This window comes from Mucilaginibacter lutimaris, assembly GCF_042676625.1.
GTDB lineage: Bacteria > Bacteroidota > Bacteroidia > Sphingobacteriales > Sphingobacteriaceae > Mucilaginibacter > Mucilaginibacter lutimaris.
Map to the genome: position 1 here is coordinate 16,545 of NZ_JBHTIA010000024.1, position 24,263 is coordinate 40,807.

The following is a 24,263-nucleotide window of genomic DNA, read 5'->3' on the forward strand; positions in this document are numbered from 1 at the left end:
AACCTCCCCTTTCCCCTTCAAAAAAGGGTATACCACCCATTTACCACTGTTTACGGCCTTCACCGCAGTGTTACTTTGCCTATAAAAAACGCCACCTGCTATGAGAACATTCCTGAAGACCGGCGCCCCCGCCATGCTGATCCTCTTATTCGCATATGCAGCGATCAGCAAGCTGGCCGTCCTGCGGCAATTTCGCCATGAGATGCATAACCAGAACTTCCCGCCGGAAGCGGCTGATGCCCTTACATTCCTTATCCCCGCAGTCGAAATAACAGCGGTCATACTACTGCTGACCGAAAAATGGCTGCGCGCCGGCCTGGTCCTGTCCGTCATATTGATGACCCTGTTCACCGGGTATATCGGGCTGGTACTGGCCGGGTACTGGGACCGTGTGCCCTGCTCCTGCGGCGGCGTGCTCCGGAACATGTCCTGGCAGGCGCATTTCCTGTTTAACCTGTTCTTCCTGGCGCTCAGCCTCGCAGCGGTCGCCTTACCGTACAAGGGGAAAGCCGAAAACCTTCGAAAAGAGTAGGCAAAATGATTATTCACTAAAAGTTTTCGTTCGTTTTTGACCTTAAAAGCGTTCATCGTCATGAAAAATCTAAAATTGAAAATGTCCGTAGCAGCCCTTTTACTGGGCTTCGGCAGCGCCATGGCCACCGCCCACCACGCGTTCGCCAACCGCAAATGGGGCAAAGACCCGATGACCGGCGTCTACAGCGACCTGACCGGCGTCAGCTACATTTGTAACCAGTCGACCAGGGTCTGTACCGAAGAGTACCCGGCCGATGTCGACCCGAACAACCAGGCCGGCGACCAGCACCCCGGCACCGTACAGCCCACCAACATCGTTTTGGGCGACCTCGATTTCTAATCGGTGCCCCTTCTGTAGCCCGCCCTCAACCCGGGGCGGGCTTTTTTATGCCCTTAACATTGACCCCTACCGTTCATTTTGCGGCAAGGAGTTCAGCTTCAGCTCATCCGGCGGGATCGGATAGGTATAGCGCTTACTATCCGGCGCCAGCGCATAGGTCTCCCCGTTCAGCGTGCGCGTCAGTGTGACCGCGAACCGCGCGTCGCCGTTCAGCCTGCGCAGGTCCGTCCAGCGCGTCCCCCGCATCGTCAGCTCCTTCCGCCTTTCCAGCAGCACCAGGCGCAGCGCGCTTTCCGCGTCCGCCGCCGTGACCGCCGTGAACTGCCCGGTCTTGTAGCGTTTCACCAGCAGCGCGTTCAGGTCCGCCAGCGCCGCCGCCTTATCCCCCGCCCTGGCCGCGCACTCGGCCCGCGTCAGGTAAGCTTCGTCCGCCGCGATACCCGAGAAATAGGCGAACGAGCCCGAGTAGTTGCCTTTGAACTTATAGTTGCCCGGCGTCACCTGGCGGAAGAAGATCAGCTTCCTCAGGTCAGCGGCACCGAACAGGGCGTAAAACTCTGGTGCCAGGTAGGTCGGCGAGGAGGAAGAGCTGTAATTATAGCCCAGCGCACCAGAGTAAAAGATCACCTCCGGGTTCCCGTTTGGCAGCGCCGCCGGAAAAGGCCGCTGGGCCGTCGTGCTCAGGGTATTGTAATCCGTCAGCGTCGGGCGCAACCGGATACAGGAATCCGCATATTTTCCTGCTGCCGGATAATCCCCCATGGACAGACAGACCCGCGACAGCATCCCATACAGTGCCTCGCGTGAGGGATGGCTCTTATAACTGACCTCCAAAGGCAGGAGCCCGCGTGCCGCGGACAGGTCACGGAGCACCTGCGCGTAGGTTTCAGCGACCGTGCCCCTGCCTGCCTGTTCAGTGACTACTGGCGTCAGCTTCAGCGGGATCCCAGCATCGGAGTTCGCCGTCGCCGCCGAATACGGCCGGGCGAACATTTGCGCCAGGCTGTAGAAAGCCCAGGCGCGGTAAAACAGCGCGCGGCCCCGAAGTTCCCTGTTCTCCGGACCGGCGTCCAGCCGGCTCAGACCATCCAGCACAATATTGGCGTAAAAGACCTGCTGGTACATCCTGTTCCAGTCGAAGCCCGACTCCGTCCCAAAGATATCCGCCGACCAGGTATAGCTCGTGCGTTCCTGCAGGTTCGGATAGTTGTTCCAGCCGGCAGCCGTCGCCACCAGGTCCCCGTCGGCGAGCGTTGTCAGGCCCGGACTTTGGTTAAATACATTAATATTGTCCAGCAGCGCCCGCAGATCGGCCGTCGTGGCCGGCACCAGCAGCGCCTTGTCCGGCTTTTGGTCCAGGAAATCTTTCTGACAGCCGGCCATCAGCAGGGCCGTCAAAAGGTAAAGCGTATGTCTTGTTTTCATCATCTTTGGATTAAAAATTTAAACGGATCCCGCCCGCCACCGTGCGCGGCGTGCTGTACGAATTAATAGCATCCGGATCGGTATGGGAATGGTTGGCCCGCCAGAGGATGCCGAGATTGGCGGCATAAACGTATACCTGCAGACCCTTCCGGACGGTCCAGGCCAGGCGCAGGTCCTGCAGGCGGATATGGTCCCCCTTTTCCACCAGCGCCGAAGAATAGCGGTAAAACAGGTCGCGCTGCAGGTCCGTGACCAAAGGCAATGCCGGCACCACCGTATGCGCCTCGTCCCCCGGCTGCTGCCAGCGCAGGGCGTAATCACCGCTTTGCTGCGCCAGACCGTAATTGTTCCCGTAAGCCACCGACGGCCGTCGGTAATAATAGCCCAGCCTGTAAGTGACATTGAAGGAGAATTCCAGCGGGCCGTAAGCCAGCGTATTGCGCAGGGCGCCGAAGGCGGAAGGCCGTGACGGGCCGTTATAGACCAGGCTCTCCGGCGTCGCCGCGTTCAGGATGGCCGCGTAATCGGTACTGACCTTTCCGTCCAGGTAGCCCCTCGGCGCGCCGCTCGCCGGGTCCAGCCCCGCCGAACGGTAGCTGTACACCGCATACAGCGGTTTGCCTTCCAGCGCGTAGAGGCCCTGGTCACCGCTTTCCAGATAGTTCAGCGCGGGCGAAGCCTGCTCATAGCCCGTCACCACATCGGTCACCCGGCTCAGGAAGAAATTACTCGTCCAGCTGAACTTCCCCGTCAGGTTGCGGCTCTCCAGCGACAGGTCCAGCCCGTGCCCTTTGGTATCGGCCGTATTGCCGGTAAAGAAAGCCTGGCCCGAGGACGGCGCCAGCGCCGAACTGCCGATCAGGTCGGTCCCCCTTTTGAAATAAAGCTCCACGCTGCCGGAGAGCCTGCCCGCGAATGCCCCGAAGTCCAGCCCAAGGTTGATATGACGCACCCGCTCCCAGCGCAGCTCCGGGTTCGGCGGGTTGATGATCCGGGCATACGGCAACCTCGTCTGACTGTCGCTCCCGTCATAGTAGCCCGCCGTCGTATAGGCCGACAGGGTCTTGTTGATATTCCCGTTATACCCGAAGCTCGCGCGCAGCCTGAGCTGCGGCAGGAACGCGGCATGATAAAACCCTTCCCGGGCGATATCCCAGGAAGCGCCCAGGGAGTACAGGGGCACGCCCTTCTGATTGGAGCGAACGCCGAACAGGTTGCTCTGGTCTTTACGGGCGCTGGCCGACAGCGTGAGCCTGCCATCATAGGTATAGGCGGCATTGGCATAATAAGACCGGTAATGATCGGTCGCGTCTGACCCGGCTGTATTCGAAAGCAGGGTACCCTCCTGCCCCGGGTCATCATAGAACGGGAACAGCGTCACCATATCCACGTTCCGCGAGGTCGCGTGCTCCGCGTCATAGCCGTACAGGCGGTAACTGTCCCCCAGTACGTGCAGGGTCTGGACCTCGTAACCCGCGATCGCGGTTAGCGCATGTTTGCCGAAAGTCCGGTCATAGTTTAGCTGCCCGCGGATATCATGGTTCACAGAGGTACCTTCCGAAAGGTCCAGGATCCCGCCAAAGGGCACCGCGTGCAGCAGTTTGCCGGAACCATCATCATAGCTATACCGGTTATACAGTGTGCGCGTCAGGTAAGACCCTGGCCCGTTCAGGTCGCGTCCCGAATTCTGCGCATGGTCATACTGGTAAAGCACCTGCGCCGAAAACCCCAGCGGCAGCCGGTACCGCAGCCCCGTATTCAACCGGACATCCGAGACCTTCACCCGGTTGTCCGACGCCCCCAGTTCATCGAGCGGGCTGTAGGTCCAGTCCGCCAACACCGCCCCCGGCGCGGCATCCACGAAGGACGCCCGGTAATCCCGGGTATACGCCAGCGGCACGCCCGCATCATCCGCCAGCCGCGCGTAGGGATAGATCCGCTGCCCCCTGTTCCAGGTCAGGCTGCCCAAACTGTTCCGGTCCGTACGGCTACCCGTATAGTTCAGCCCCAGGGACAGTTCCAGCCTGTCCCCGACCAGCGACCAGGTATTATTCGCGTTCAAGGTCAGGCGCCCGTAAGCGTCCCCCGCCGTGCTTTCAATATTGCGGTCGGCTCCTGCCGAAACAAAATAACGCTGCACACCGCTGCCGCCGGCAAGGCTCAGCGCGTATTGCTGCTTAACGGACGGCCGGTACAGGTATTTCGAGATATCGTCCCGCACATCATACCGCGCCAGTTCCGCGATGCGGCGGTCCGCCTCCGCCTGGGTAACCACGCCGTCACGCGCCGCCACCAGCAGCTCCACCACCGGGGAAAGCGGCAGATAGTTATTGGACTGTTCCGCCCCGTCGAAGTAACCCTCGCTGAACAGGCGCTTTTCCAGGCCGATATAATCCGCGCTGCTCATGCGGGGCACGGCAAAAAGGTCCGGCTTTTCTCCCACGGTGACATTGGAAGAGAAACTGACCTGCGGCGCCGCATCCCGCCTGCCCCGTTTCGTTGTGATGACGATCACACCGTTCCCCGCGCGCGAGCCCCAGATCGAGGCCGCCGCCGCGTCTTTGAGCACCGTGACGCTTTCCACATCGTTCGGGTTCAGGTTCTCGATCGGCTGGTTGTACGGGAAATTATCGACCACGACCAGCGGCTCGGCATTGGAGAACAGCGTGCTCTGCCCGCGCACCGACAGCCGGCTGCTGCCGACCGTATTAAAGGTCAGGCCCGGTACCACATCCCGCAGGCGTTCCAGCACATCCGTGCCCACGCTGCGCTCGATCAACTTCCGGTCCACCTGCGCAAAAGAACCCGTCGCCCGCTCCTTCGGCAGTTCCTGGTAACCCGTAGAGACCGTCACTTCCGACAATACATTTTCTGCCGCAGCAAGTTCTACCAAAAGCGTATCCCGCAACGGCAAAGTGACCATCCGCTCCGCGTTTTGCATGCCCACAAAGCTGACGCGCATGCGGTACACGCCCGCCGGGGCATCGATCTTAAAATGACCGTCCGGACGGGTTACCGCGCCATAAGCCGTATTGGTGAGCACGACCGAGGCGCCGGCAACCGGCGAACCCTCACCCGCCTGCCGGACGGTGCCTGACAAGGTCTGCCCCAGGGCACTGCCGAACCAAAATAAGCTTAATAAAAAAGTGTAAATATTTTTCATATCATGATTTAGGTTTAGGTTTATCCGCGATCACCAGCACCTCCACGGCCTGGTCCTGCTCTTTAAAAGCAAGCCCGTAAGGCGACAGCGCGCGGTTCATATCGGCCACGTCATATAGTTTCGCATCCAGCTCCAGGTCCACCCGGCCCGTATAGCCCGTCGCATCCACCAGGGGCAGCTTATTGTTTTGCATATACTGACGCTCCAGGCGCATCATGAGTTGAGACAAATGCGCATTTTGCAGCGTAGCCTTGTAAGGGTTGATATCCACCACAAGCTCACCGCCGCGGCTTTTCAGCTTATCCTCATCACCCGACCGGACCAGCGCCAGGCAGCGCATATGGCGCTTTTCCACCGCGACCGCGTACTGCGGGAACAAGCGGGCCAGGTCCGCCTGCATAAAGCTGTAAGCAAAACCCGCGAGCTGCGGCGGCAGGGCCAGCTCGTACGTCCAGCCGTTACCCGCATCCAGCCAGCCCTCGAAATCCGCCCCCGACAGCCGCGTATCCATCGATAACGAATCCCGGGACAACAGCAACGTGCGCGACGGCGGAAACACCCGGCCATTCTCACCAAAAGCCAGCCTGCAAAGCCAGGGCAAAGGCACATTACGCGCCGTAAACCGCTGCCCCTTCACCGCATCAAAAGCCGACACCGAAACACCCGCCGTCAGCCCCCGCTTAAAGCCCGCGAGCAGCGAATGGTAAACAAAAGCCCTCCCGTCGCCACCATTACCGCCCACCAAAAGCGGCAGCCCCGCGTCATACGCCACCACACTGTCGCGCTTCACCGTCAAGGCAGCCCCGGCCCCGGCAAGCATCTTTTCGATATTCGCCGCCGTCACTTCCTTCTCCTCCGTCGTCGCCAGCAGCACCCCCGACCCGCTGATCCACACATAATGCGGTAAATACTTATGCGGGAACAACCGGCCCAGCGCCACATCCGAAAAAACCTCCGGCAGCTCAAACGGCCTGATCTTCTGCATTGCGGCCAGCACCGGCCCCGCCACCCTTTCCGGCTCATAGGTCACCGACAGGAACTGCACCCGGCCATTAAACGCCCGCTGCAGCGTATCCATCACCGGCATCATCCGCCGGCAAGGCGCGCACCACGTCGCCCAAAAATCAAGGATCAGCAGCTTCCCGCTAAAATCAGACAGCCTCGCCCGGTCAACGGGTTTCCCCTCCAGCCTCAGGCCTTTTATATTTGTTATCAACAGATCGGGAACCCTGTCCCCTATTTTAATTCCCTGAGCATTTGCCATACCGAACCAAAAAATCAGGCAAAGCAAAGCCGGGAAGCATATTTTAAGCTTCATATCAGTTTTGTTAAATAAATAATTGTATTAACGTTTCTGAGAACTCAAAAACGGACGCGCGGCTATTTACTCCGGCGGACAAATGACCAGGAACCAGACGGACACGGCGTAACTAAACATCGCCTCCCCCTTCCTGCAATAAGGGTGCCCCGCCCCCCGCTTTCTGCAGGGCTTCTACCGCCCCCGCCAAAGCGATTAACTGATCGAAGAGCGTGGCAACTTCTTCCGCGGAAACCGGTTCCCCCTTTTCCACCAGGCCCCCGTTAACGGCAAAACGATAAGTTTCCAATAAAACGTTGCGAATCCTTCCGAGACCGGACACTTCTACCCCAGTAAGCACCCGGGATGGTGCTTGACGTCTTTTAGTAATATGGTCTTTTATCCCGGCTTCCATAAATCAAACATTTAATCAATGGTAGAGCCAAAAAGGCTATTCCCCGTACGCAATGACACCTCGTTGGAAAGGCGGGAGCAAGCTCCCTTAAGCACGCGTACGGGGAACAGCCCGATATCCTACAAATATAGGATATGGGCAATTCATTCTCCGCAACCTCGCGTGCTTTTTATAGATTTCCAACGTCTGTCAAAGCAAGGTTTCTTTGTCTGAACTACCTAAATATTTTTATTTCAGTTTTATAGAGTCTTTCTTTAGATTTTTATAAAGGTAGAAATAAAAAATTAACTTGTCAATACTGACAAGTTAATTTTCGTTAATCGAGCGAAATTTCCTGCATGAAGGAAAAATTTTTACAGCATTATCAAACAATTGGGAGAAATGTTCGAATTCTAAGAGAACTTAAAGGATGGACTCAACAAGAATTAGCTAACCGTTGTAGTGTTAATGCGGAACAAATCAGCCGCATTGAAAATGCACGTAGAGATTATATGTTTTCCACACTACTTGAGGTTTGTGATGCACTTGGCGTTACCATTGAGGAAATTATAAAATTGGAAAAAACTCAAAAATGATCACCCTTTACGACTTTCATGCCATGAATATTAATGACAAAATGGAAGCTGTCTACCTTGGTAACTATATCGGCGACAGGCTGGAAGCCTCTACAGTAATCCAACTTTATAATATGGGTAATTTCTATGCGGAAGTATTTTACCACCGGGAAAAGAATGAGATCATTAAAATCCGTGGATTTAAAACAACTAAGTTAATTGAGCCTTATGTAAAGGATATTAAGATTACGTTTTGATTCAATAACATTTAAGATTAATGTATCATTGTATCAATCTGGCCTATTATCTGAAATTTTTTTAACGGGCCTTCTTTCTCGACTTTACACTTGTTAATGTTTTAATTAAGCCTTCACTCGATAATAAATAGTTATCCATTGTGACAGTTCCTAAGTCAAATTGATAAAAATAATTTAATGGCGTACCGTAATATAAATTTTATCCGCCATAGATTTTTACATCTTGGAACTCAAAGTAGCCATCGATTCCGTTCTCTTTATTAAATACAGTACGGTATTCAAAATCGAATTTTGGCTCTTTTTCGCCCCAGATACCCCAGACCAGGCATGATTTAGAGGTGTTCAGATATTCGTCTAACAGGTCTTTTCTCAGGAAGGCCAGGCGGTATTTGCGGCTCTCAGCTGTAAAAGATTCTTTATACAAAGTAGCCTGCTCTTCTTGTGACGTGATCAATTCAAAAGACGATGGCTGCGGGTAAAGCTGCATGTCCCTTGCCAGTTCTTTTGATAGAATGGTGTAATGACCGATATTATTGACAAAATCATTATTGGACCAAGCATATTCCATAACCGGGATGAGTGCCTTAAATTTTGCCGACGTAATAGCATCCACAACCATGCTTTTAGGCTTTGTGGTGGTAAATATCAGATGATTACCTTCAATCTTTGAGTTCATTTTTGGAAAATACCCTTCCTCACCCTCTTTAACCCGCTTTTTCTTCCGGGAGAGTTCAAAACTCATTTCCGCAATATTGGAATAGGATGCCGCGTGATCCAGGTACAGTTCTCCCGAAAAAGAATAGTGGTTTTGCAGGATTTCCGGAATCCATCTGCCACCAAGCCGCTGTTTTAAAAACAGAGGCATAAACTTTTCCATGTCTTCCTGTTTAACAATCAGGCCACGAATGAAGGTAAACCTTGCCCGGTCATAGAGGTTATCAACCTGATTAATATAACCGTCCATACAGATCCATTCATGCCCGCCTTCTGTCGTGCGTAAACAATTTTCAATAGGCGGCAGATCTTTTATTTTAAGCCATTCCGCGAGCGGAATTGAGCGGTCGCCAAGTAGGTCGTTGATATTAAAATTGGATTCCTTTGGCATTTCAGGGAAGCAAGGATCAATATCTGCCGCTGAGCTCCGAAAATCTTTAAATATATCATCCTCTAATAAACCCATGTCCTCACGGTAACCGGCAAGCTCGAAATAGGCTATCCAACAATACTTTTTACCATAACGTTCCACAGCAGGACGTTGGCGGTCATAACCTCCAAGATCTTCTATGTGCTTGTCAATCGTTTCAAAATCCTCCATACTCCAGCCCAACTCATAGACCCGGTGAAAAACCTGTCCCCTGACCTTGGTTTTTTCCGCTGGATTCTTGTATGAAAATCCATCCTTGACTAAGCCGCCCAGTGTATAATTACTAAAATCCATACGCATAGGTCCCCGATAGATCTTATCCGCACCTTTGACCACCTTAAATTTAAGCGTCTTACTTTGTTTAAAGGGTGTATTAATATCTACCGCAGGTATTTGCGATGCTAACCCTGTTGGATTATAATGTATGGCCGCTTTTATTATGCGACTGGCATAATCCCGTGCCAACACATGGGATGTGTAATGAGGGGCCTTTTTCCTGAACATCAGATTATACAGGTTAAGCGCGATTTCCGATAATTCTCCGGTTTGAAAATCTGCGTCCGAAGGCTTTTGCCGGGACAGGGTGACACCGTAAAGAGCAGCCAGCATACGCTCCCAAACATAGGGGTCATTGCAGGCCAGTGATGCAAACACCATTGCAGCAAAAGCCTTCGGAAAACGGCACCCATAATAATAAAGTGCCTTAGTAGCCATATCCCGAAGCTTCCGGTCCGTTGTAGTCAGGAACCATTCCACATAGGCCATAAGCAAGTGTAATCTTTCTCCTGCTTCAGTACCGATATCAGCTTTTTTGCATTCCCTGATAATTTCTTCCAGCAAAGGCAGATATTCATAGCTTTCACTACGCAGGTGTTCTGACCAGGAAAGATCTCTGTCTTTTACGCTGATATTGAACAGTAGCGAGGACAACATTTTGCTGTTTAACGGATGATCCTTTTCGGTTAGGGTGATCCGGAATAAGGAAACAATAGTTTTTCTGTTTTCTTCAGCCGCCGAAAAGTACGATTTTATGATGCCGATATCTGCAGGCCGGATATATCGCCCGTGCAGGCGCCACAGGTTGCGTACTGATTCATCATGGATATAAGCATCGTCTGTTGGCCCGTAGAAATCATGCAACATACTTGTTTTGTACTGTGGCAGCAGCAAGGCGACTTCCTGGACAATATTTTCATAAAGAGGGTGAGGATTTCCCTCCCTGACTTTCTGATGAAATTCTCCTCCCGGTTTAAAATAATCTTCAGTTTGCGAACTGACCAGGTATTTCGCGATAATAAATCCTGCAATTAACTCAAATGTCAGTGAAACAAACTCTCCGGCCTCCCGGATATCTCTTGTCAGCATTAATCCTTCATCAATGAGGAGGTCTGCTTTCGAATTACCCTGTTCGTAGGGTTGATCACCATCTAACAGTCGGTAATAATCGTCGATTGGGATTTCACGGAGACTATTGTTCCAAAGGTAGGCTGCGAGCTTGTTCATGCACTGTAGCACGAAAGGCTCATTTTTACGCAACAAATGCGAAGTCCTAAGCAATTTCTCATTGACCCGCTGAAAATAAAGACCAAACAGTTCATCGTTACTATCGCTGTCAATATTTACCCGTACTTCTTTCCCCGTACGCCATTCCGGATTTTTGATCTCACAAAATACCCGAAGAAAAATTGGCCTTTCAAACCGGTAAAGGTTGGCAAAGGTCAGGTCTGCTGATATCCGGTACTTATTAAAGTATTTATCAACGGCCTCCCTGATGATGTCATAATCGAAGCGTTCCAGGTAATGAAAATAATGCCGGTAACTATTATCCCAGATCGTGTCTTTGTAGGAACTTCTGCAGGTGGTTACCAATACAAGATTTTCTGTTTTGGCAACCATATTATAAAAAGTTGCCAGATGGTCACGCCAGATGGTTGAAAAGTACCTTCCATAAATAGTTTCATTAAGCCCGTCAATGACGATCGGTATTTTTGCACCATGAACTTTCCCATAATTATCCATAACGGCAAGCAGGTCGCTCAATGAATAGGTTTTAGGAACATCTAATAATTTCAGGAATGCCTCCGCTAAATTGCTTTCATTATTGAAGGAATCACCCGTCAGAAAGATCGCCGGTAGTCCCTTTTCCAGCCTTTTATAAACGATATCACAGGATACGTGGGTTTTCCCGGCTGCAGCATTTCCCACAAAAATCATATAATTCGTGGTTTGATGTAGGTAGTTCCGGACTACGCGATCATAGTTTTCAAAATAGCGCCGCAGGGAATTGTAAATATCATTAGCAATTGATTTCAGCGTAGAACCATCTTTAAAATCTGCTATAGGAAATTCTTTTAAATAATTATAAGCCTCCTGGTCACTTCCATCAGGTTTGATCAACTGGTTATATTGGTTAAGATCAAATTCTTTGATACAATCCATGACCCGGTTAAACCAGGCATGTTGTTTTTGATACACCACGGTGAACCTGGAAAAATACTGGATTACCCGGTTTCTAAGTTCCTTTTCTTCCGGGTTATGGGAATATCCCTGGGTAAATTCCTCAATCTCCTTTTGAATTTCATTGATGGATTTTGGGATATCCGCGAATAGTCGTTCTACCAGGTCTTTATAATCCGGGTTCAACAAGGCGCTATCAATCAGAGAATGTTGATAATCACCAATGGTGTGCAGGTAGGGATCATATTTCTCTCTCGTTTTGTTCAGGGCATGCTCGCACTTTGCTTTGAACCAATCCTGATTTATTTCCAGTTCGCCAAAAAAGAATTGCCGCAGGCCATAGCTTTTGGGATCAGCCAGTGCAGAAACGATTTCACTTTCCCCCTGAAACTTTAATGTCAGGCCACGGCCGGCCGGGATCTTTAGCGGAAGGGTGTCATGGAACCAATCCAATTCCCCCAACTGCTTTTCCCCCTTTTTGTTCGTTAGGCCGATCGTTAGATCGGTCCTTAAACAAAGTGTCCACTGGGTCATCCCGGGATAATTTTTGCACGCAGTTTCCAGGGAATTCTCGATGCTTTTGATGCGGCCAGCATGACTTAACCGTCCATTGTCTTCATAGAATTTACATTGCCAGCCCCAAGTTTCGCCATTTGCCAACTGAAGATAAAACTCAATTCCACCATCACCGCCATCGCCTGCTATCGGCGTGAAATTCCCTAAGTGCCCAAATTCCTTTTTTGCCAATTGATAGACCAGGAGCTCGAAGGAACGGGTCGCTTTGTGGTTGAATGGCTGAAGTCCGGAAAAATTAACTTGATTTATGGTTGTCATTCTGTGCTGGTTTAAGTCGCATTAAAATAATTGGTCAGGAACGGTTGAACAGTTGGTAGTTTGACCATTCCACATAAAACTGGTGAATTCTGTCCAAGAACAATGGGTCCGTCATATAGGATTTATTGGCTTGCTTAATTCTTTTCAGCGCATGGGTACCAGGAAAACCTGCTTCCATCGCGTTGATCTTTTCCCAGTTTTCTATTGCCGAAGCTTCAAAAATTTTTCGGTCTGCTTCATTGTTAAAGATAAGGAAAGGCGCACCAAAACCCCTGGACCTGAAATCCAGTTTATGGTCACATAGAAATTCAAGGAAGTGTCCGTTCTTTTGAGAAAGGTCATAATAGTAATACCATTCTTTTTGTGCTCCAACCCTGAAATAACCGTTTTCAGGCACACTCAGTACTATACGCATTTCATCTCGATCGAACCCAGGCCAAAGCTGCCTGATTCACCCGGCTTACGCGGGCGGAAGCCCTCCCAGCGCAATATATCCTGACGAAGCTTACCGATGATCTCTTCTTTTGCTCTGTTCATGGCATTGGTCATTAAAAATCCAGTAAGAACTGCGCAAACCCAACTTTTGACTCCCGGTTATATTGAAGAATGGCAGCAGTTATCTCCTTTAATTCATCCGCAGTAAATACTCCGTGCTCATCATAAGCCGGCAGTTTTTCGGGGTATTCGACGGCTTCAAGATGAGCCTCGGCACTCTGCGGTGTAACAATTTGAGGCTCCTTAATAACATTGATCCGGACCACGGACCGGCGTTCCCCGGTCCGGATATCATAACGGCTGAAGCCGTCCGCATCAGCAAAACGTTCCAGTTGTTCGATCGTAAACACTGTATGCTCACCCGCTATTTCTACTTCCAAATTGAATGGTACCATCTTTAAAAAAAATTAAGGACTACAAAACTAATACTAAAAATATTAGCATTTTGTTTATGTTTGTAAAAAAGTTTTGCACCATGCAACACACAACACAATCACACTATATCGCCACGGAAGCTAAAGCCTGGCTGAACCGAGATAACGGTTCAAGTGAGGTATTGCGGGTGATATCATCGGCGGCGCCCGCAGGCCAGCAGTGTTATGAGCTTTACCCAGCTTATGAGCAAAACGACTATGACCTTGGCCGAATTTTGTTTGATGACAACGGCTACTGGATCTATGACGGCAGTGACCTGAACATCGCCGAACAGGAACAGGTTGCGGCATTTATCATCAATTATGTAGAAAGGTTATGATGGAACAGCTTGCTTTATTCAGCCCGGCAGGTCAAAGTAAGGGCCTCCCCAAACATTTGTTAGATTACCAGCCGGGAATGATCGGTACAGAAGAAAGTGACCGCCTCTTAACGCATTTTATCGACAATACCCCCTGGAAGCAGACGAAACAAAAGCTTTGGGATAAAGAATACGTCACGCCGCGCCTTACGTGCTGGTACGGTGATACAGAGAAGATCGCCGGTACGCTGCCATGGACGGCTGAATTGCGGGCTATCCGTGAAACGGTTGAACCACTCGCAGGGATCAGCTTTAACAGCGTATTGCTGAACTATTACCGGGACGGTAACGACTCCGTCGCGTGGCACAGTGATAAAGAAAGCATCATGGGGACTCAGCCGATTATCGCTTCTGTAAGTTTCGGGGAGGTCCGAAATTTTGACATCCGCAATAAAGCTGATCACAGCGAAAAGTATGCAGTGCGATTGGAACATGGCTCTTTTCTGCTGATGAAGTCCGGTCTTCAGGAAGGATGGGAACATCGCATAGCCAAATCTGCTCGCCCGATGAAAGCGCGTATCAATTTGACTTTCAGGCTTGTCATTTGAAACAAAAAAGAATCAGTATTTTATACCAAGACATTTCAATATTTTTGACATTCCATGACGCTGCTAGAATTTAATGCCCTGAACATGACCGAAAAAGCCGAAGCGGTTTGGCGCGGAACTTTTCTGGCTGACCGTCAGGCTGATGGCCTGCTTGTTCAGCTTTATTCCCTGCCGGGTTGTTATGTTGAACTATTTTATGATCAGGCGGCCAATCAGATCACCGGATTTGAAGCCTTTACCAATAAGCAATTACTGGCGCCTTACCTGGCGCAAATGAAATTCACTGTATGATAAGAAAGATTTTTTTTGCCGCGCTGGCGCTGGCCGGCGCATCTTGTTTGATTTCCTGGGGCTATAAAGGCCATCGTGCCATCGCGACCATCGCGCAGAACCACCTGACCAGCAACACTGCTTATGTAGTTTCAGCCTATTTAAAGGGAGAAGCCATGGCTGATGTTGCGACCTGGGCAGACGAAAATAAAGATCAAAAAACAGCCGCCTGGCATTATCTGAACCTGCCGTTGGGTCTGAGCTACGATGTTTTCAAAAAACAGGTTACGCAGAGCGATAATAACGTGTATACTGCGATACTGAAGACAGAGGCGAGTCTCAAAGACAAAAACCTTTCAGCTGATGAGAAAAATGCGGCGTTAAAATACCTCATACACCTGATCGGCGACGCACATCAACCTATGCATGTCAGCCGTAAGGAAGATAAAGGCGGTAACACAATTCAGTTACGTTTTGATAATAAGGGTACAAACCTGCATAGTCTATGGGACAGCAAGCTGATCGACCGTGAAGGATTGAGCGAAGCGGACATTGTCAAAAATTACGATGTGGCGACCGCCGCGCAAATTAAGCAATGGCAGTCGGATAGCCCAATGGAATGGCTTTGGGAAAGTTACCAGATAAGTACCGAACTGTATAAGATGGCCAAACCCGGTCAAACCATAGACGATGCCTATTATCAGAAGTATATACAGGTAATTCATAAGCGCGTGGATCAGGCTGGTATCCGTCTGGCCGGCGAATTAAACAAATTGTTCAATTCAACAACCGCCCCAGCCCCTGTCCAAAGCACAGATTTGGCAAAAACACTCGAAAACAACGCGACGAAGGGAATTGTTATCGGTAACGTCCCTCTCAAGGACGTCGCAAATTTTGTTGGTAAAACCGTGAGCGTTTCCGGGAAAGTTTTCAGCTCAAAAGATATCGGCAGTATGGTATTGGTCAATCTTGGCGCAGCATACCCTAATCAGTTACTGACCGTTGCACTTAAAGGCAAAGCCAAAGAAGTTAGCTCTACCCTGGCCGACAAGACGATCTCGGTAACGGGAGAAGTGATCGATTATAAAGGCAAGCCGGAGATCATTATCACCGATCCCGCACAAATTAAGTATTAATGAACGAGCCGTTTTTTATCCCGGTAAGCTACCAGGGGCAGGAACAGGAATTTAAAGCCCGTTTTGAGCGCTGGGGATATACACATCGGATCTCCGTTTTGATCAATGAGTCAACAGTTGTCTTTGAACCGGATGAAGAAGGTGGCTACCGGGCGTTGAAAATCGACGATGCTGCGTCCGTACCGCTGGAACTGCTACAGGTCTTGGCTAAAAAGCTCATTCAGTTACTCGATAGGTAAGACAGCAAACTTAGCGCTTATGTCCTACTTTATAATGATGCTTTAACATAAGTCGAAGTACGCTGTCGCAATGCCGGAGCAAGTCATTATAAGTGTTAAGAGCTATTGGCATCACTCGTAGCACTTGCTTGATTGAAATTTGTAGTTATTAGAAATAATTGCCTGATCAGAAGTGGCGCGAGCTTATGATTCAAAGCGTCGCGCCACGGATTTTCGGAATTTTTTATCAATATTGGACTTCAATATCACGGGTAAATCATGACTGTATTTATCACATGTTCACCAAGTAGAATATCAAAAACCTATGTTATTTGGCAGGACGCGCCAACGGCTGCCCTTGCGCGACGATATAGGTGACGACCACTTTAAGCGGTACGCTTCCTGTGGTTTTGGCGCGGTGAACCCTGCCGGCCGGGATCGCGAAGCTATCCCCTGCCCTGATAGTACGCGCTGGTTCTCCGTCGACCTCGAGAAGGGATTCACCCTCAAGCACGTAACCGACCTCGTTTTCTACATGGCTATGGCGTTCGGCAGGCGCACTTGGCTGGATTACCGCCACACCGATGCTTTCTTCCTTAGACGGATCGGACGCGAGTGGCAGCTTCTCAAGTTCTTTCCAGACAATGCCTTTGATGTCGGTGCTTGCGGTAGCTTGCGTAGCGGATCCCACGCCGGTTTCTTTCGCTTTGTCAATTGAAGCAGTGTCGCTAGTATCTACAGATGTTATCGATTTACTGGCTGAATCGACTGGATTTGCGGTACTGTCTGATTCGCCTGTTGAACTTCCGGAATGGTTACCGCATGATTGCACTGCTATGGTTACAGCGATCGCTAAGAGATAAAATAACTTTTTCATGTTTGAGTGGCTTTTACGGTTTAGTCGAATATATCTTTGAAACCTTACAATCAATTCGTCGGTCATCTTGTCAATGCAAGTACGGCGAAGCAGGTATTGGTCAGATTACTTTTATCGATAAACCCTGACACCTATACTGTGTTGATTACGATGTGTGTGGCAAACGCAGGTTTTATCTATCTTTACAGGAATGCAAAAGGTCGGGTTCGGTGGTTCATGTCATTGGTGTACGGAGGCGATATTTCGTTCCCTAAAAGGCGTAACAGCCGTGGAGCAAGGTTGGATTTCATCACATGGCGAACATTCTGTGCCGTCCGAAGCTGTCATCGTTCATTTTGACCGGGCCGTCATCGATTTAAAAACTTTGGTTGCTGTTCACCTGCATACACATAGTTGTACCGCTCAACATAGTATGCGCAGCAAGTACCGCTCGGCAGTTTATACGTATAACGATCACCAGTCAGGTGAAGCCCGACAGGCAGTCGGTGAATTGCAAAGCGAATTTTTAGAGCCCATCATTACCAAAGTGCTTTCGTTTGGTTCGTTTAAACTAAATGAAGAGACTTACCTTGACTATTATTACAAAAACCCCGAAAAGCCGTTTTGTCAGAACATTGTGAATCCGAAACTGCAGGAACTGATCAGGCGCTTTCCCCACAATATTTCACCAGAGCGGGAAGCGCAGCTTGCCGGCCTGCATTAAGCTTTACCGAGCTGGAAACCGACTTTTTTTGGCGCTTCGTCTTAGACAGCAATCCCTTGAATATAAAGCTGGTCGTCGATCCGTTTATAACTCAGCGACGTCCCGTAAATCTTATAATGTTCCGTTTCAAACCGTCAATCTTTTAACAATTCAACTTCAATCGGGCAAACTAAGTGAATGTTTCCGCTGGGCGGTATTTTCTTCCAAAGGAATGAGAGCATTTTTTAAGAGAACAAATTTTCAAGCTTTAGTGTACTTTCCGTGATCGTGGTTAAAACGTTATCCATTTCAGCGATTTCGTTGACAACAGCGTAATAGTGATTTTGGTCTTTACTCATGAATCCCGATAATGCGCTTGCTATTTCTTGTTGATATCTGGAGGTGTCAACCCTGATCTCAAATCCTTTTTTATTTCCTTCCAAAGAATAGCTGTAGTTGATAAAAATGAAAAGGTCTTTCGTTCGGTTGGTAATCTCAAGCCGGGCGTAATTATCAGGCCGCCTGTTGAAGTTAACATCGACATGCTTGATGTCAAATTTGGACTGCTGTTTCAGATGCTGTTCTAAAACGAGCAGGTACATATCCGTATGCTTTCCGCTATATGATGTTCCTTTTAGGAGCCTTATATCCAGGCCGTCTTTATTTGCACGATCAAACAGTCGTTCCTTGCAGTATGAAATGATAACAGGACAGGAAATAGCATACTTTTCCCAGCCTGTTCGATCATGATCTTGCATGATTTCTGATAGGTGCCTCTGGTCATCCAATAGTGTTTTCAGTATGCTTAACCTGTCTTTATTATCAAAAACTTTTCGCCAGTTATCATTGCGCACCCTGAGCCCACCATTGTCAGATTTGCAAAACGAATAACGGTTATTCGATTCATATACGGTATAATCGCCCTTAGCCAACAGTGCCCTTTGAAGCAGGTGATGGTTTCTTTCGATATCTCCGTTAAAAAGAACGGCCAGCTTGTCGCCATAATGAATAAACAGCCCCAGATCATCGCGATCATCGCGATCATCACCTAACAAGTCAAATATAAATTTGATCTGCCCGTAGAAGTAGGGATGGTTTTCGTACTCCAATATCTTTGCTTTCCATTCAGCATTTCTGAAGTACCTCAGCTTTAACTTTTCTTCTCTTGCCTGAGATTCAAAAAAACTGACCTTGATATCTTTGTTCAACAGCGCGTCTTCGATCGTTGATTTATGTTCCGATAACTCCCGGATCGATCTTATGGCATTAATGAAATTGTCCGGATTTTGAATGTAAGTGTTATAGATGAGATTTCGCGTCATGCGCATCCAGGCCTGATAGCGTAATACGTTATCAGGATCTGAAAGGTCGGGGAAGTCTATTATAAATAAAATGAATGCATAATAATAGACCCTGTCGGTTAGTTGCGGAAATTGATTATCTTTTAGATAGAATGAACTGATGGTCGATCTGTCTGCGCCCGGCTTACCCGAAGTAAAAGGTTCGGTAAAAATGTCCGACAAGTGCGCGTCTGCAACAGGAGATAGTTTTATCAGAGTATCCAGGACTTTAAAGAGAAAATCGAGGCTTGTTGCCGTAAAGAAACCGGTTTGTTCGAATTTCCGCAGAGGAATGAAATTTTTGTCCCTGTTTTGTTCCCTGATCGTTTCAATCAGCTTCTTATCTACTGCCGCCTCATTACCGCTGTTTACATATTGGTAGAGATTGACACTTTTGATAAAGTTATAGATCAACTTGTCAACCGAATTTGAACCGGACGCACGCTTCCTCCAAAACATATCCAGCCAGGTCGTATCGATCTTTTCTTCCCAATCCTGGTCGGCAGGAGCAGGATCCATTTTTTTAATGTGTTCGATCAGCCACGCTTTGAAATGTTCAAAATCGGTCAATTGCTTTCCGCGAGCGTTCATTTTCACATAAAGTTCATCGGTCTGATCCAACTTGTCCAGGTCGAGAAAGTCAAAGGTTACACGCTTACCGAAGGTAAGGCCATCCCAGATTTGTGCCATAACATTTACGTCAGCATCTCTGAATTGATTATGCAATGCGTCCAGCATGACCAGCATTCCTTTTACTGAGGGATCGTTGTCCCATATCTTAAAGTAATAAGTTGAACGGCGTACCTGTTTGGACAACGGTCCGTCCGCTGCGGTGGTACCGATTCTAAGCGTATCCGGCCTCGCTAAAAAGGCGCAGAACTGCATGGTGCTTTTACGGGTTTTATAACGGAATCCCTGAAGTGTTTCTAATAAGGCTTTTTTATCCGGCAGGTCAAGTCGCATCAGTGTGTACCAATGCAGCAAATACAGCGTGGTCAGCCGCTGCTGCCCGTCAAGCGGTATAAGCTTAGTAGACTTCAGCGCTGTTGACTCTTCCTGCCGCTCCCTAATCTCGAATGCCGTTTCGAGATTGAGCGTTTCTGCGTATTGTTTTACGGCCGAAAGAACTCCCTTTACCGCGTTCTTATTCCTCGCCAGGATTGCAGCGTGATCTTTACCTTCTATGCGCCCATAAACGAAATCAAGGTGTAGTCCTTGATCCTTATCGCCTAGTAACGCAGCGGATATATCGATAATCAGCTTTTCACGGATCTCCGTGATCCGCTCCGTGTTGCGGCCCTGTGCATAATCCCGCTGAATGACGGGAATTTCGATCTGGTGTTCACTGATGATCTGCCAGAATGTATTTATATTTTCGATATTGCTCATTTGGTTGCTGGGTTCAGGTATTTTTTTACAATGGTTTCGACCTTTTCCTCATAGTCCATCCGGTCATTTGCCCCCCAATAGGTAAATTGTATGTTATCCGAATCGGTGGAATAGTATTTTAGAAAGACATTTTTTGTACATACAGGGATAAATGTCCGAACGAGCTCGCCTTTTTCGTTCTCCACTTCACCCCTCGCATCAATTTTTAAAAGTTTTTCGCGCTTCTTCCTGAAATTCAAATTACTTAAAGCGCTGTTGGTCGGCCCGTCCAGCAGGCATATATTCCTGATGCTGTCCACATCCATCAGTGAGTCAAGTGAAAAGTTAACTGATTTGGCCTTTTCCATGATAGTTCGGGCAATAACAGAACTGTCATCTTTACCGGCGATCATAGCTGACAGGTCACTGAGCTGGGGCATTATAATATCCTTCACCTGCTTTTCGTTAGCTATCAGAAGACCAATATCGTCGATCCAGTCTCTAAGTTCTCCGCAGACTTTGAACTTTTCTGCTTTCTGCGCATGAATATGCTCCAGGCTCCAGGATTGTGTTTTAAGCTTGTCGAACGGAAACCTGTAGTTCACATCACTTTTCTGGTACGTGGCAATGTTAAAAATGACCATCGCCTTTAAGGCTTCATTATCCCCATAAGCCATTTTGAAAGTTGCATACTTGCTTTCAGCTTCGTCGAATTTCAAGCCGCCCCTGATCCAGCCTTTGATCACGGACTCAAATATGTCCTTATCACTTAGCTGTTCATATTCTATATAAACTTCTGCTACCGTTTTGAGTTCGAGATAGATCAGTAATCCTAAAAGATGGTAAACATTTCGTTCTGAATACCATTCATTTAACAGGTTGAATAGCACACTGACTTTGGACCATGCCACACTGCCTGAATCGGCTGCATTCAATATTTTAAGGTATTTATGGTATGCGTAGAGCGGATCCTGATCGCCACGAGGTTTGCCGCTAAGGATATCGAACAATAGGTCGATCCGGTTGGCCTGCTTTCGATCGGAACTGTCATTGCTTACGAAAAACCAAAAATTATCATCCTGAAGTTGATTTTCTATTACGTTCCACTCATCGGCAAATTGGTTTGTCCGATAGGCGCGAAGCTCAGCATTGGGTTTCTTTCTGAGCTTTAGAACGAATAATGCCTTGATCAGTTCAGCTTGTTCCAGTTGGATCTTTCCCCGGTTGAAATTGATGAATATTTGTTCGGGGCTTTCATCACTGATAATGCGATACCAGATTACCTTGGTATGAACTAGCAATTTTTCTTTAAAGATCAGCCGATTCTCTTCCGTTTGCTTTTTTAGCCAATTGCTGATGATCTGGTATGCAATAAAGAAATGGTAATTGTCTACGTTATCATTTTCTTTATTTAGTCCGGCATAAGCATACCATGCTGCATTCAGCGCGGTCTTGAGCTTCTTTTCATCCTGATCGATATCAAGATCAAGTTTCTCCAAATGGGTAATGTTCAGCAGGAAATGCTCACTTTGTTCACGGGTTCTGTAGGTCATACCAAAAAGCGCGCTTTGCATGCATTGGAGGGTAATATAAATGGTAGTAAGACGCTGTTGTCCGTCTATTAGCTCGAAGAAATCTTTATCCAATCGCATAACGACGACCGGCTGAAGACAATAGAACGACTGTCCGCCGATATCGAATTCATTAATATCGTTCAATAAGGCGCAAACCTCCCCTATTCCCCATTTGTAGCCGCGCTGGTATTTTTCTACTTTGAAGGTTTTATCCCGGAGCTCTTCAATAGCCCTGACTTTATAGTTTTTCATTCTGACTGCTTTGTATTCCTGACTTTATTTAATATCAGAACGGATCGCATAGCGGAAACCCTGGAATTCATTTACCAGGAACGGACTAAGCTCGAAATACCGCAATTCCATGGTAAAAATTTCTTTTGAAGGATGTCCATGCCTGTTCCCTGTTCCGTAATTAATGAAGAACTCGCTGAAATCCGAAAATGAGGTGAAAAAATCCTGTGTTACATTCTTGACCGAACCATGGTGCGGTACTTGTACCAGCCAGCATTCCTGCAGATAACTTCGATATTTTTTTTTGAATGCTTTTAGGTCTTTTGCTTTCTTCAGAAATCCGTCTGAAGTGAGCATAACGACTGGCTTCATTTGATATTTTGGGTATATTCTGGAAGGATTGTAATAGATCGGCGAGAGTTGTATCGGTTGTGTATGCTTAGAAAAATGATGGATGTGGTAACAAACCGGATCGTAGTCGACAAACGCTTCGTACTTTGTTTTTGTGTTGCGGTGCAGCAGGCAGAGTGCTGTTTTGTTCAGGTCGGAAACGGATACACGTCCAAGACCGGACTTTTTCTTTGCATCCTCGAAGATCTTCTTAACCTCGGTCGCGCTCCGGTAGTTGTTGGAGATATAGCCTACGATCCGCTCTGTTAGATCCCGTGCATGACGGTCGATTTTAGATTCGTTGAAGAACCCCTTAGCAACAGCTTCGAAAAAGGCCTTATCTTTCGGACCGAGACTTTTTTTGTAGAAAAGAAACTCCATCAGGTTGATACTGCCGGCATTGACCACCGATTTTTGGTTATCTTTCACTAAATAGGTATTAGCAGATTTTGGAATGCCTCCCTGAGATGATTCCGCAGCATCTATTGGCACGCTGCCGGGGAAATCGATATCGAGGCGCTCTACATTTCCTCTTCCCTGAAAATTGTCGGTGACAATATTGTCTTCCCCGGGTGCAGGTATCGGGTCTGGATCGCTTTCGATCAGGTAAATTTCCGAGTCACCATCAAGGTTATCACCTAAAGCCGATACAGGATCAAGGGTCAGCCTGTAAACTGCGCCCGCATCATAACCTTCGGCACCGGCGATCTGCTCCAGGATAAGGTACAGGCGCTCTTCAAAAGTTATAAATGGCATCACAAGTCTGTCGACAATAATACCGCCTGCCAATAATTCATGGATCAGGTTGACATGGTCAGCGTCGAAATGTGAAATGACCAGCATATTCAGACGATCATTTTTAGATAAGACATCGTGGCGGTATCTGGCTATTTCCCGCCTTGCATCGTCTTTATCCTCGCTACCGCAATCGAACACGAAGTCAAACCTCGCATAATTACGGTAAACAGCCGAACCACTGTAAAATAAGCCCTGCCCCGCGGCATGGACATCGATTTGCTGTATAAAATTCATGAGTGATAGTAAAGAGTAAATATCAAGGAAGATTGAGCTTTATGGCCTCCCGGTACATCTCGATCAGTTCCTGAACGGGCCTCGTTACTCGCTTTGAGGGAGAACAGACGCAGATGATTTTGATCGGCCTAACATCCCAAGGAATGATCCTGCTCCAAGGCAAAACATCCTCTTTCTTGGGTTTCTGAATGTTAATGTGGTTGAGTGCACAGTAGGCTCTCAGCCAGCTGAAAACGCTATTGCCATCAGAAGAACTGGTCACGATAAGCGTGTTAATTTTCGGATTTTCTGTCAGTATCTTAAAAATATCCGTAAACTCTACCGGAAATAGCGCACTGTCTGCGGAACTTTCCTTGTGCCGCAAAACGGTCGCTCCCATATCGGTGATACCTAATCTAAGCTTATTCAGGATCCTCTTCCGCTCTTCTACCGTATCTGGTGAGTCATTCATATGCTTTATCTTATGCCCGGCCACTTCAGAAAGTACTTCCCAAAAGCGGTTGCTTGGATTAGGATAGAAAAAATCAAAAGCACGGTTCTTTTTCCTCGTCGGAAAAGTACCCAGTATCAGTTTGTCCGCTTTCTTGGGAATATGTTCGGGCCATGGCAGATCTTCAGGCTCTGAAGACGCGTTGGTGTGGTAAGTTCTCGGCATTATTGTGATATGATCAGATTTAGGGTAGTAAAATATCTTATTTCTCCTGAATTGTAAAATTTAATAAATATTCTTCCGCCGATTCTATTAACACGACTATAGATACACTGTAACCCTCCCTTAGTTCGGACAGTAGTTAAAAAGACTAATTTATATGTTATTTACGTTTTCTCTTTAATAAATAGATTATTAGACTGATTGCGATAATGGTTGCTAAAATTTCCCACAACGAGA

At 48.2% G+C, this 24,263-nt stretch carries 23 protein-coding genes; 10 read left to right on the top strand and 13 right to left on the bottom strand.

The window, feature by feature from the left end:
- Nucleotides 1-100 precede the first annotated feature (100 nt).
- The gene (locus ACFQZI_RS19975; protein ID WP_377145663.1) at nucleotides 101-532 is read left to right on the top strand and encodes a MauE/DoxX family redox-associated membrane protein; all 432 of its coding nucleotides are present in this window, start codon (nucleotides 101-103) and stop codon (nucleotides 530-532) included.
- 60 nt (nucleotides 533-592) lie between these two features.
- A complete protein-coding gene (locus ACFQZI_RS19980) occupies nucleotides 593-874 on the top strand; it encodes a hypothetical protein (RefSeq protein WP_377145665.1) in 282 nt (93 codons plus the stop codon).
- Between the two features lie 66 nt (nucleotides 875-940).
- Here ACFQZI_RS19980 and ACFQZI_RS19985 read toward each other — a convergent pair whose 3' ends face one another.
- The 4 genes from ACFQZI_RS19985 to ACFQZI_RS20000 all read right to left on the bottom strand — a co-directional run bounded on the left by ACFQZI_RS19985 (nucleotide 941) and on the right by ACFQZI_RS20000 (nucleotide 7,033).
- A complete protein-coding gene (locus tag ACFQZI_RS19985; protein ID WP_377145666.1) occupies nucleotides 941-2,302 on the bottom strand; it encodes a RagB/SusD family nutrient uptake outer membrane protein in 1,362 nt (453 codons plus the stop codon).
- A gap of 7 nt (nucleotides 2,303-2,309) precedes the next feature.
- Nucleotides 2,310-5,462, bottom strand: a complete 3,153-nt coding sequence (locus tag ACFQZI_RS19990) for a SusC/RagA family TonB-linked outer membrane protein (RefSeq protein ID WP_377145669.1) — start codon at nucleotides 5,460-5,462, stop codon at nucleotides 2,310-2,312.
- Nucleotide 5,463: 1 nt separating this feature from the next.
- A complete protein-coding gene (locus ACFQZI_RS19995) occupies nucleotides 5,464-6,780 on the bottom strand; it encodes a TlpA family protein disulfide reductase (protein ID WP_377145670.1) in 1,317 nt (438 codons plus the stop codon).
- A 112-nt stretch (nucleotides 6,781-6,892) separates the two neighbouring features.
- Nucleotides 6,893-7,033: a hypothetical protein gene (locus ACFQZI_RS20000; RefSeq protein ID WP_377145672.1), complete on the bottom strand. Its 141-nt coding sequence runs from the start codon at nucleotides 7,031-7,033 to the stop codon at nucleotides 6,893-6,895.
- A gap of 479 nt (nucleotides 7,034-7,512) precedes the next feature.
- Here ACFQZI_RS20000 and ACFQZI_RS20005 point away from each other — a divergent pair, with 479 nt between their 5' ends.
- A complete protein-coding gene (locus ACFQZI_RS20005) occupies nucleotides 7,513-7,749 on the top strand; it encodes a helix-turn-helix domain-containing protein (RefSeq protein ID WP_377145674.1) in 237 nt (78 codons plus the stop codon).
- Nucleotides 7,746-7,985, top strand: a complete 240-nt coding sequence (locus ACFQZI_RS20010) for a hypothetical protein (RefSeq protein WP_377145676.1) — start codon at nucleotides 7,746-7,748, stop codon at nucleotides 7,983-7,985. Before ACFQZI_RS20005 ends, ACFQZI_RS20010 begins: the two co-directional genes overlap by 4 nt.
- 199 nt (nucleotides 7,986-8,184) lie before the next feature.
- On the opposite strand, the gene ACFQZI_RS20015 is transcribed toward ACFQZI_RS20010, so the two are convergent.
- From ACFQZI_RS20015 to ACFQZI_RS20030, 4 genes are read right to left on the bottom strand one after another with little or no spacing between them, the layout of a single operon-like run.
- Nucleotides 8,185-12,420 carry a hypothetical protein gene (locus tag ACFQZI_RS20015; RefSeq protein ID WP_377145677.1) on the bottom strand — a complete coding sequence of 1,412 codons (4,236 nt, stop codon included), beginning with the start codon at nucleotides 12,418-12,420 and terminating at the stop codon, nucleotides 8,185-8,187.
- Nucleotides 12,421-12,454: 34 nt separating this feature from the next.
- Complete coding sequence (locus ACFQZI_RS20020; RefSeq protein ID WP_377145679.1) at nucleotides 12,455-12,835, bottom strand: hypothetical protein; 381 nt, start codon at nucleotides 12,833-12,835, stop codon at nucleotides 12,455-12,457.
- The gene (locus ACFQZI_RS20025; RefSeq protein ID WP_377145681.1) at nucleotides 12,826-12,957 is read right to left on the bottom strand and encodes a hypothetical protein; all 132 of its coding nucleotides are present in this window, start codon (nucleotides 12,955-12,957) and stop codon (nucleotides 12,826-12,828) included. Before ACFQZI_RS20025 ends, ACFQZI_RS20020 begins: the two co-directional genes overlap by 10 nt.
- A gap of 11 nt (nucleotides 12,958-12,968) precedes the next feature.
- On the bottom strand, nucleotides 12,969-13,310 hold the full coding sequence (locus ACFQZI_RS20030) for a hypothetical protein (protein ID WP_377145683.1): 342 nt from the start codon (nucleotides 13,308-13,310) through the stop codon (nucleotides 12,969-12,971).
- A gap of 80 nt (nucleotides 13,311-13,390) precedes the next feature.
- Here ACFQZI_RS20030 and ACFQZI_RS20035 point away from each other — a divergent pair, with 80 nt between their 5' ends.
- From ACFQZI_RS20035 to ACFQZI_RS20055, 5 genes are read left to right on the top strand one after another with little or no spacing between them, the layout of a single operon-like run.
- Nucleotides 13,391-13,669 (top strand): hypothetical protein, encoded by a 279-nt coding sequence (locus tag ACFQZI_RS20035; RefSeq protein ID WP_377145684.1) that lies wholly within the window; start codon nucleotides 13,391-13,393, stop codon nucleotides 13,667-13,669.
- On the top strand, nucleotides 13,666-14,256 hold the full coding sequence (locus ACFQZI_RS20040) for an alpha-ketoglutarate-dependent dioxygenase AlkB family protein (RefSeq protein ID WP_377145685.1): 591 nt from the start codon (nucleotides 13,666-13,668) through the stop codon (nucleotides 14,254-14,256). The genes ACFQZI_RS20035 and ACFQZI_RS20040 overlap by 4 nt, the downstream gene beginning before the upstream one ends.
- A gap of 54 nt (nucleotides 14,257-14,310) precedes the next feature.
- Complete coding sequence (locus ACFQZI_RS20045) at nucleotides 14,311-14,547, top strand: hypothetical protein (RefSeq protein ID WP_377145687.1); 237 nt, start codon at nucleotides 14,311-14,313, stop codon at nucleotides 14,545-14,547.
- The gene (locus ACFQZI_RS20050) at nucleotides 14,544-15,662 is read left to right on the top strand and encodes a S1/P1 nuclease (protein ID WP_377145689.1); all 1,119 of its coding nucleotides are present in this window, start codon (nucleotides 14,544-14,546) and stop codon (nucleotides 15,660-15,662) included. The genes ACFQZI_RS20045 and ACFQZI_RS20050 overlap by 4 nt, the downstream gene beginning before the upstream one ends.
- Nucleotides 15,662-15,901 (top strand): hypothetical protein, encoded by a 240-nt coding sequence (locus tag ACFQZI_RS20055; RefSeq protein ID WP_377145691.1) that lies wholly within the window; start codon nucleotides 15,662-15,664, stop codon nucleotides 15,899-15,901. Before ACFQZI_RS20050 ends, ACFQZI_RS20055 begins: the two co-directional genes overlap by 1 nt.
- A gap of 307 nt (nucleotides 15,902-16,208) precedes the next feature.
- Here ACFQZI_RS20055 and ACFQZI_RS20060 read toward each other — a convergent pair whose 3' ends face one another.
- Entirely contained in the window at nucleotides 16,209-16,757 is a 549-nt protein-coding gene (locus ACFQZI_RS20060) for a cupin domain-containing protein (protein ID WP_377145692.1), read from the bottom strand.
- 190 nt (nucleotides 16,758-16,947) lie between these two features.
- Between ACFQZI_RS20060 and ACFQZI_RS20065 the strand changes: the two genes are divergently transcribed.
- Nucleotides 16,948-17,460, top strand: coding sequence for a peptide-methionine (S)-S-oxide reductase (locus tag ACFQZI_RS20065; RefSeq protein WP_377145694.1), 513 nt, complete (start codon nucleotides 16,948-16,950; stop codon nucleotides 17,458-17,460).
- Nucleotides 17,461-17,684: 224 nt separating this feature from the next.
- Here the strand turns inward: ACFQZI_RS20065 and ACFQZI_RS20070 are convergent, their stop codons facing one another.
- Genes ACFQZI_RS20070 through ACFQZI_RS20085 form a run of 4 tightly spaced genes read right to left on the bottom strand, consistent with a single transcriptional unit; the run spans nucleotide 17,685 to nucleotide 24,029 of the window.
- A complete protein-coding gene (locus ACFQZI_RS20070; RefSeq protein ID WP_377145696.1) occupies nucleotides 17,685-20,168 on the bottom strand; it encodes a GmrSD restriction endonuclease domain-containing protein in 2,484 nt (827 codons plus the stop codon).
- Nucleotides 20,165-21,973, bottom strand: a complete 1,809-nt coding sequence (locus ACFQZI_RS20075; RefSeq protein ID WP_377145698.1) for a DUF262 domain-containing protein — start codon at nucleotides 21,971-21,973, stop codon at nucleotides 20,165-20,167. Before ACFQZI_RS20075 ends, ACFQZI_RS20070 begins: the two co-directional genes overlap by 4 nt.
- 24 nt (nucleotides 21,974-21,997) lie before the next feature.
- Entirely contained in the window at nucleotides 21,998-23,374 is a 1,377-nt protein-coding gene (locus ACFQZI_RS20080) for a hypothetical protein (protein WP_377145700.1), read from the bottom strand.
- Between the two features lie 22 nt (nucleotides 23,375-23,396).
- Nucleotides 23,397-24,029 (bottom strand): hypothetical protein, encoded by a 633-nt coding sequence (locus ACFQZI_RS20085; protein ID WP_377145702.1) that lies wholly within the window; start codon nucleotides 24,027-24,029, stop codon nucleotides 23,397-23,399.
- Nucleotides 24,030-24,263 lie beyond the last annotated feature (234 nt).

Excerpts from the sequence above, each read along its gene's own strand:
- ACFQZI_RS19975 (WP_377145663.1), top strand. The coding sequence starts at position 101 with ATGAGAACATTCCTGAAGACCGGCGCCCCCGCCATGCTGATCCTCTTA.
- ACFQZI_RS19980 (WP_377145665.1), top strand. The coding sequence starts at position 593 with ATGAAAAATCTAAAATTGAAAATGTCCGTAGCAGCCCTTTTACTGGGC.
- ACFQZI_RS19985 (WP_377145666.1), bottom strand. The coding sequence starts at position 2,302 with ATGATGAAAACAAGACATACGCTTTACCTTTTGACGGCCCTGCTGATG.
- ACFQZI_RS19990 (WP_377145669.1), bottom strand. The coding sequence starts at position 5,462 with ATGAAAAATATTTACACTTTTTTATTAAGCTTATTTTGGTTCGGCAGT.
- ACFQZI_RS19995 (WP_377145670.1), bottom strand. The coding sequence starts at position 6,780 with ATGAAGCTTAAAATATGCTTCCCGGCTTTGCTTTGCCTGATTTTTTGG.
- ACFQZI_RS20005 (WP_377145674.1), top strand. The coding sequence starts at position 7,513 with ATGAAGGAAAAATTTTTACAGCATTATCAAACAATTGGGAGAAATGTT.
- ACFQZI_RS20010 (WP_377145676.1), top strand. The coding sequence starts at position 7,746 with ATGATCACCCTTTACGACTTTCATGCCATGAATATTAATGACAAAATG.
- ACFQZI_RS20015 (WP_377145677.1), bottom strand. The coding sequence starts at position 12,420 with ATGACAACCATAAATCAAGTTAATTTTTCCGGACTTCAGCCATTCAAC.
- ACFQZI_RS20020 (WP_377145679.1), bottom strand. The coding sequence starts at position 12,835 with ATGCGTATAGTACTGAGTGTGCCTGAAAACGGTTATTTCAGGGTTGGA.
- ACFQZI_RS20025 (WP_377145681.1), bottom strand. The coding sequence starts at position 12,957 with ATGAACAGAGCAAAAGAAGAGATCATCGGTAAGCTTCGTCAGGATATA.
- ACFQZI_RS20030 (WP_377145683.1), bottom strand. The coding sequence starts at position 13,310 with ATGGTACCATTCAATTTGGAAGTAGAAATAGCGGGTGAGCATACAGTG.
- ACFQZI_RS20035 (WP_377145684.1), top strand. The coding sequence starts at position 13,391 with ATGCAACACACAACACAATCACACTATATCGCCACGGAAGCTAAAGCC.
- ACFQZI_RS20040 (WP_377145685.1), top strand. The coding sequence starts at position 13,666 with ATGATGGAACAGCTTGCTTTATTCAGCCCGGCAGGTCAAAGTAAGGGC.
- ACFQZI_RS20045 (WP_377145687.1), top strand. The coding sequence starts at position 14,311 with ATGACGCTGCTAGAATTTAATGCCCTGAACATGACCGAAAAAGCCGAA.
- ACFQZI_RS20050 (WP_377145689.1), top strand. The coding sequence starts at position 14,544 with ATGATAAGAAAGATTTTTTTTGCCGCGCTGGCGCTGGCCGGCGCATCT.
- ACFQZI_RS20055 (WP_377145691.1), top strand. The coding sequence starts at position 15,662 with ATGAACGAGCCGTTTTTTATCCCGGTAAGCTACCAGGGGCAGGAACAG.
- ACFQZI_RS20060 (WP_377145692.1), bottom strand. The coding sequence starts at position 16,757 with ATGAAAAAGTTATTTTATCTCTTAGCGATCGCTGTAACCATAGCAGTG.
- ACFQZI_RS20065 (WP_377145694.1), top strand. The coding sequence starts at position 16,948 with ATGCAAAAGGTCGGGTTCGGTGGTTCATGTCATTGGTGTACGGAGGCG.
- ACFQZI_RS20070 (WP_377145696.1), bottom strand. The coding sequence starts at position 20,168 with ATGAGCAATATCGAAAATATAAATACATTCTGGCAGATCATCAGTGAA.
- ACFQZI_RS20075 (WP_377145698.1), bottom strand. The coding sequence starts at position 21,973 with ATGAAAAACTATAAAGTCAGGGCTATTGAAGAGCTCCGGGATAAAACC.
- ACFQZI_RS20080 (WP_377145700.1), bottom strand. The coding sequence starts at position 23,374 with ATGAATTTTATACAGCAAATCGATGTCCATGCCGCGGGGCAGGGCTTA.
- ACFQZI_RS20085 (WP_377145702.1), bottom strand. The coding sequence starts at position 24,029 with ATGCCGAGAACTTACCACACCAACGCGTCTTCAGAGCCTGAAGATCTG.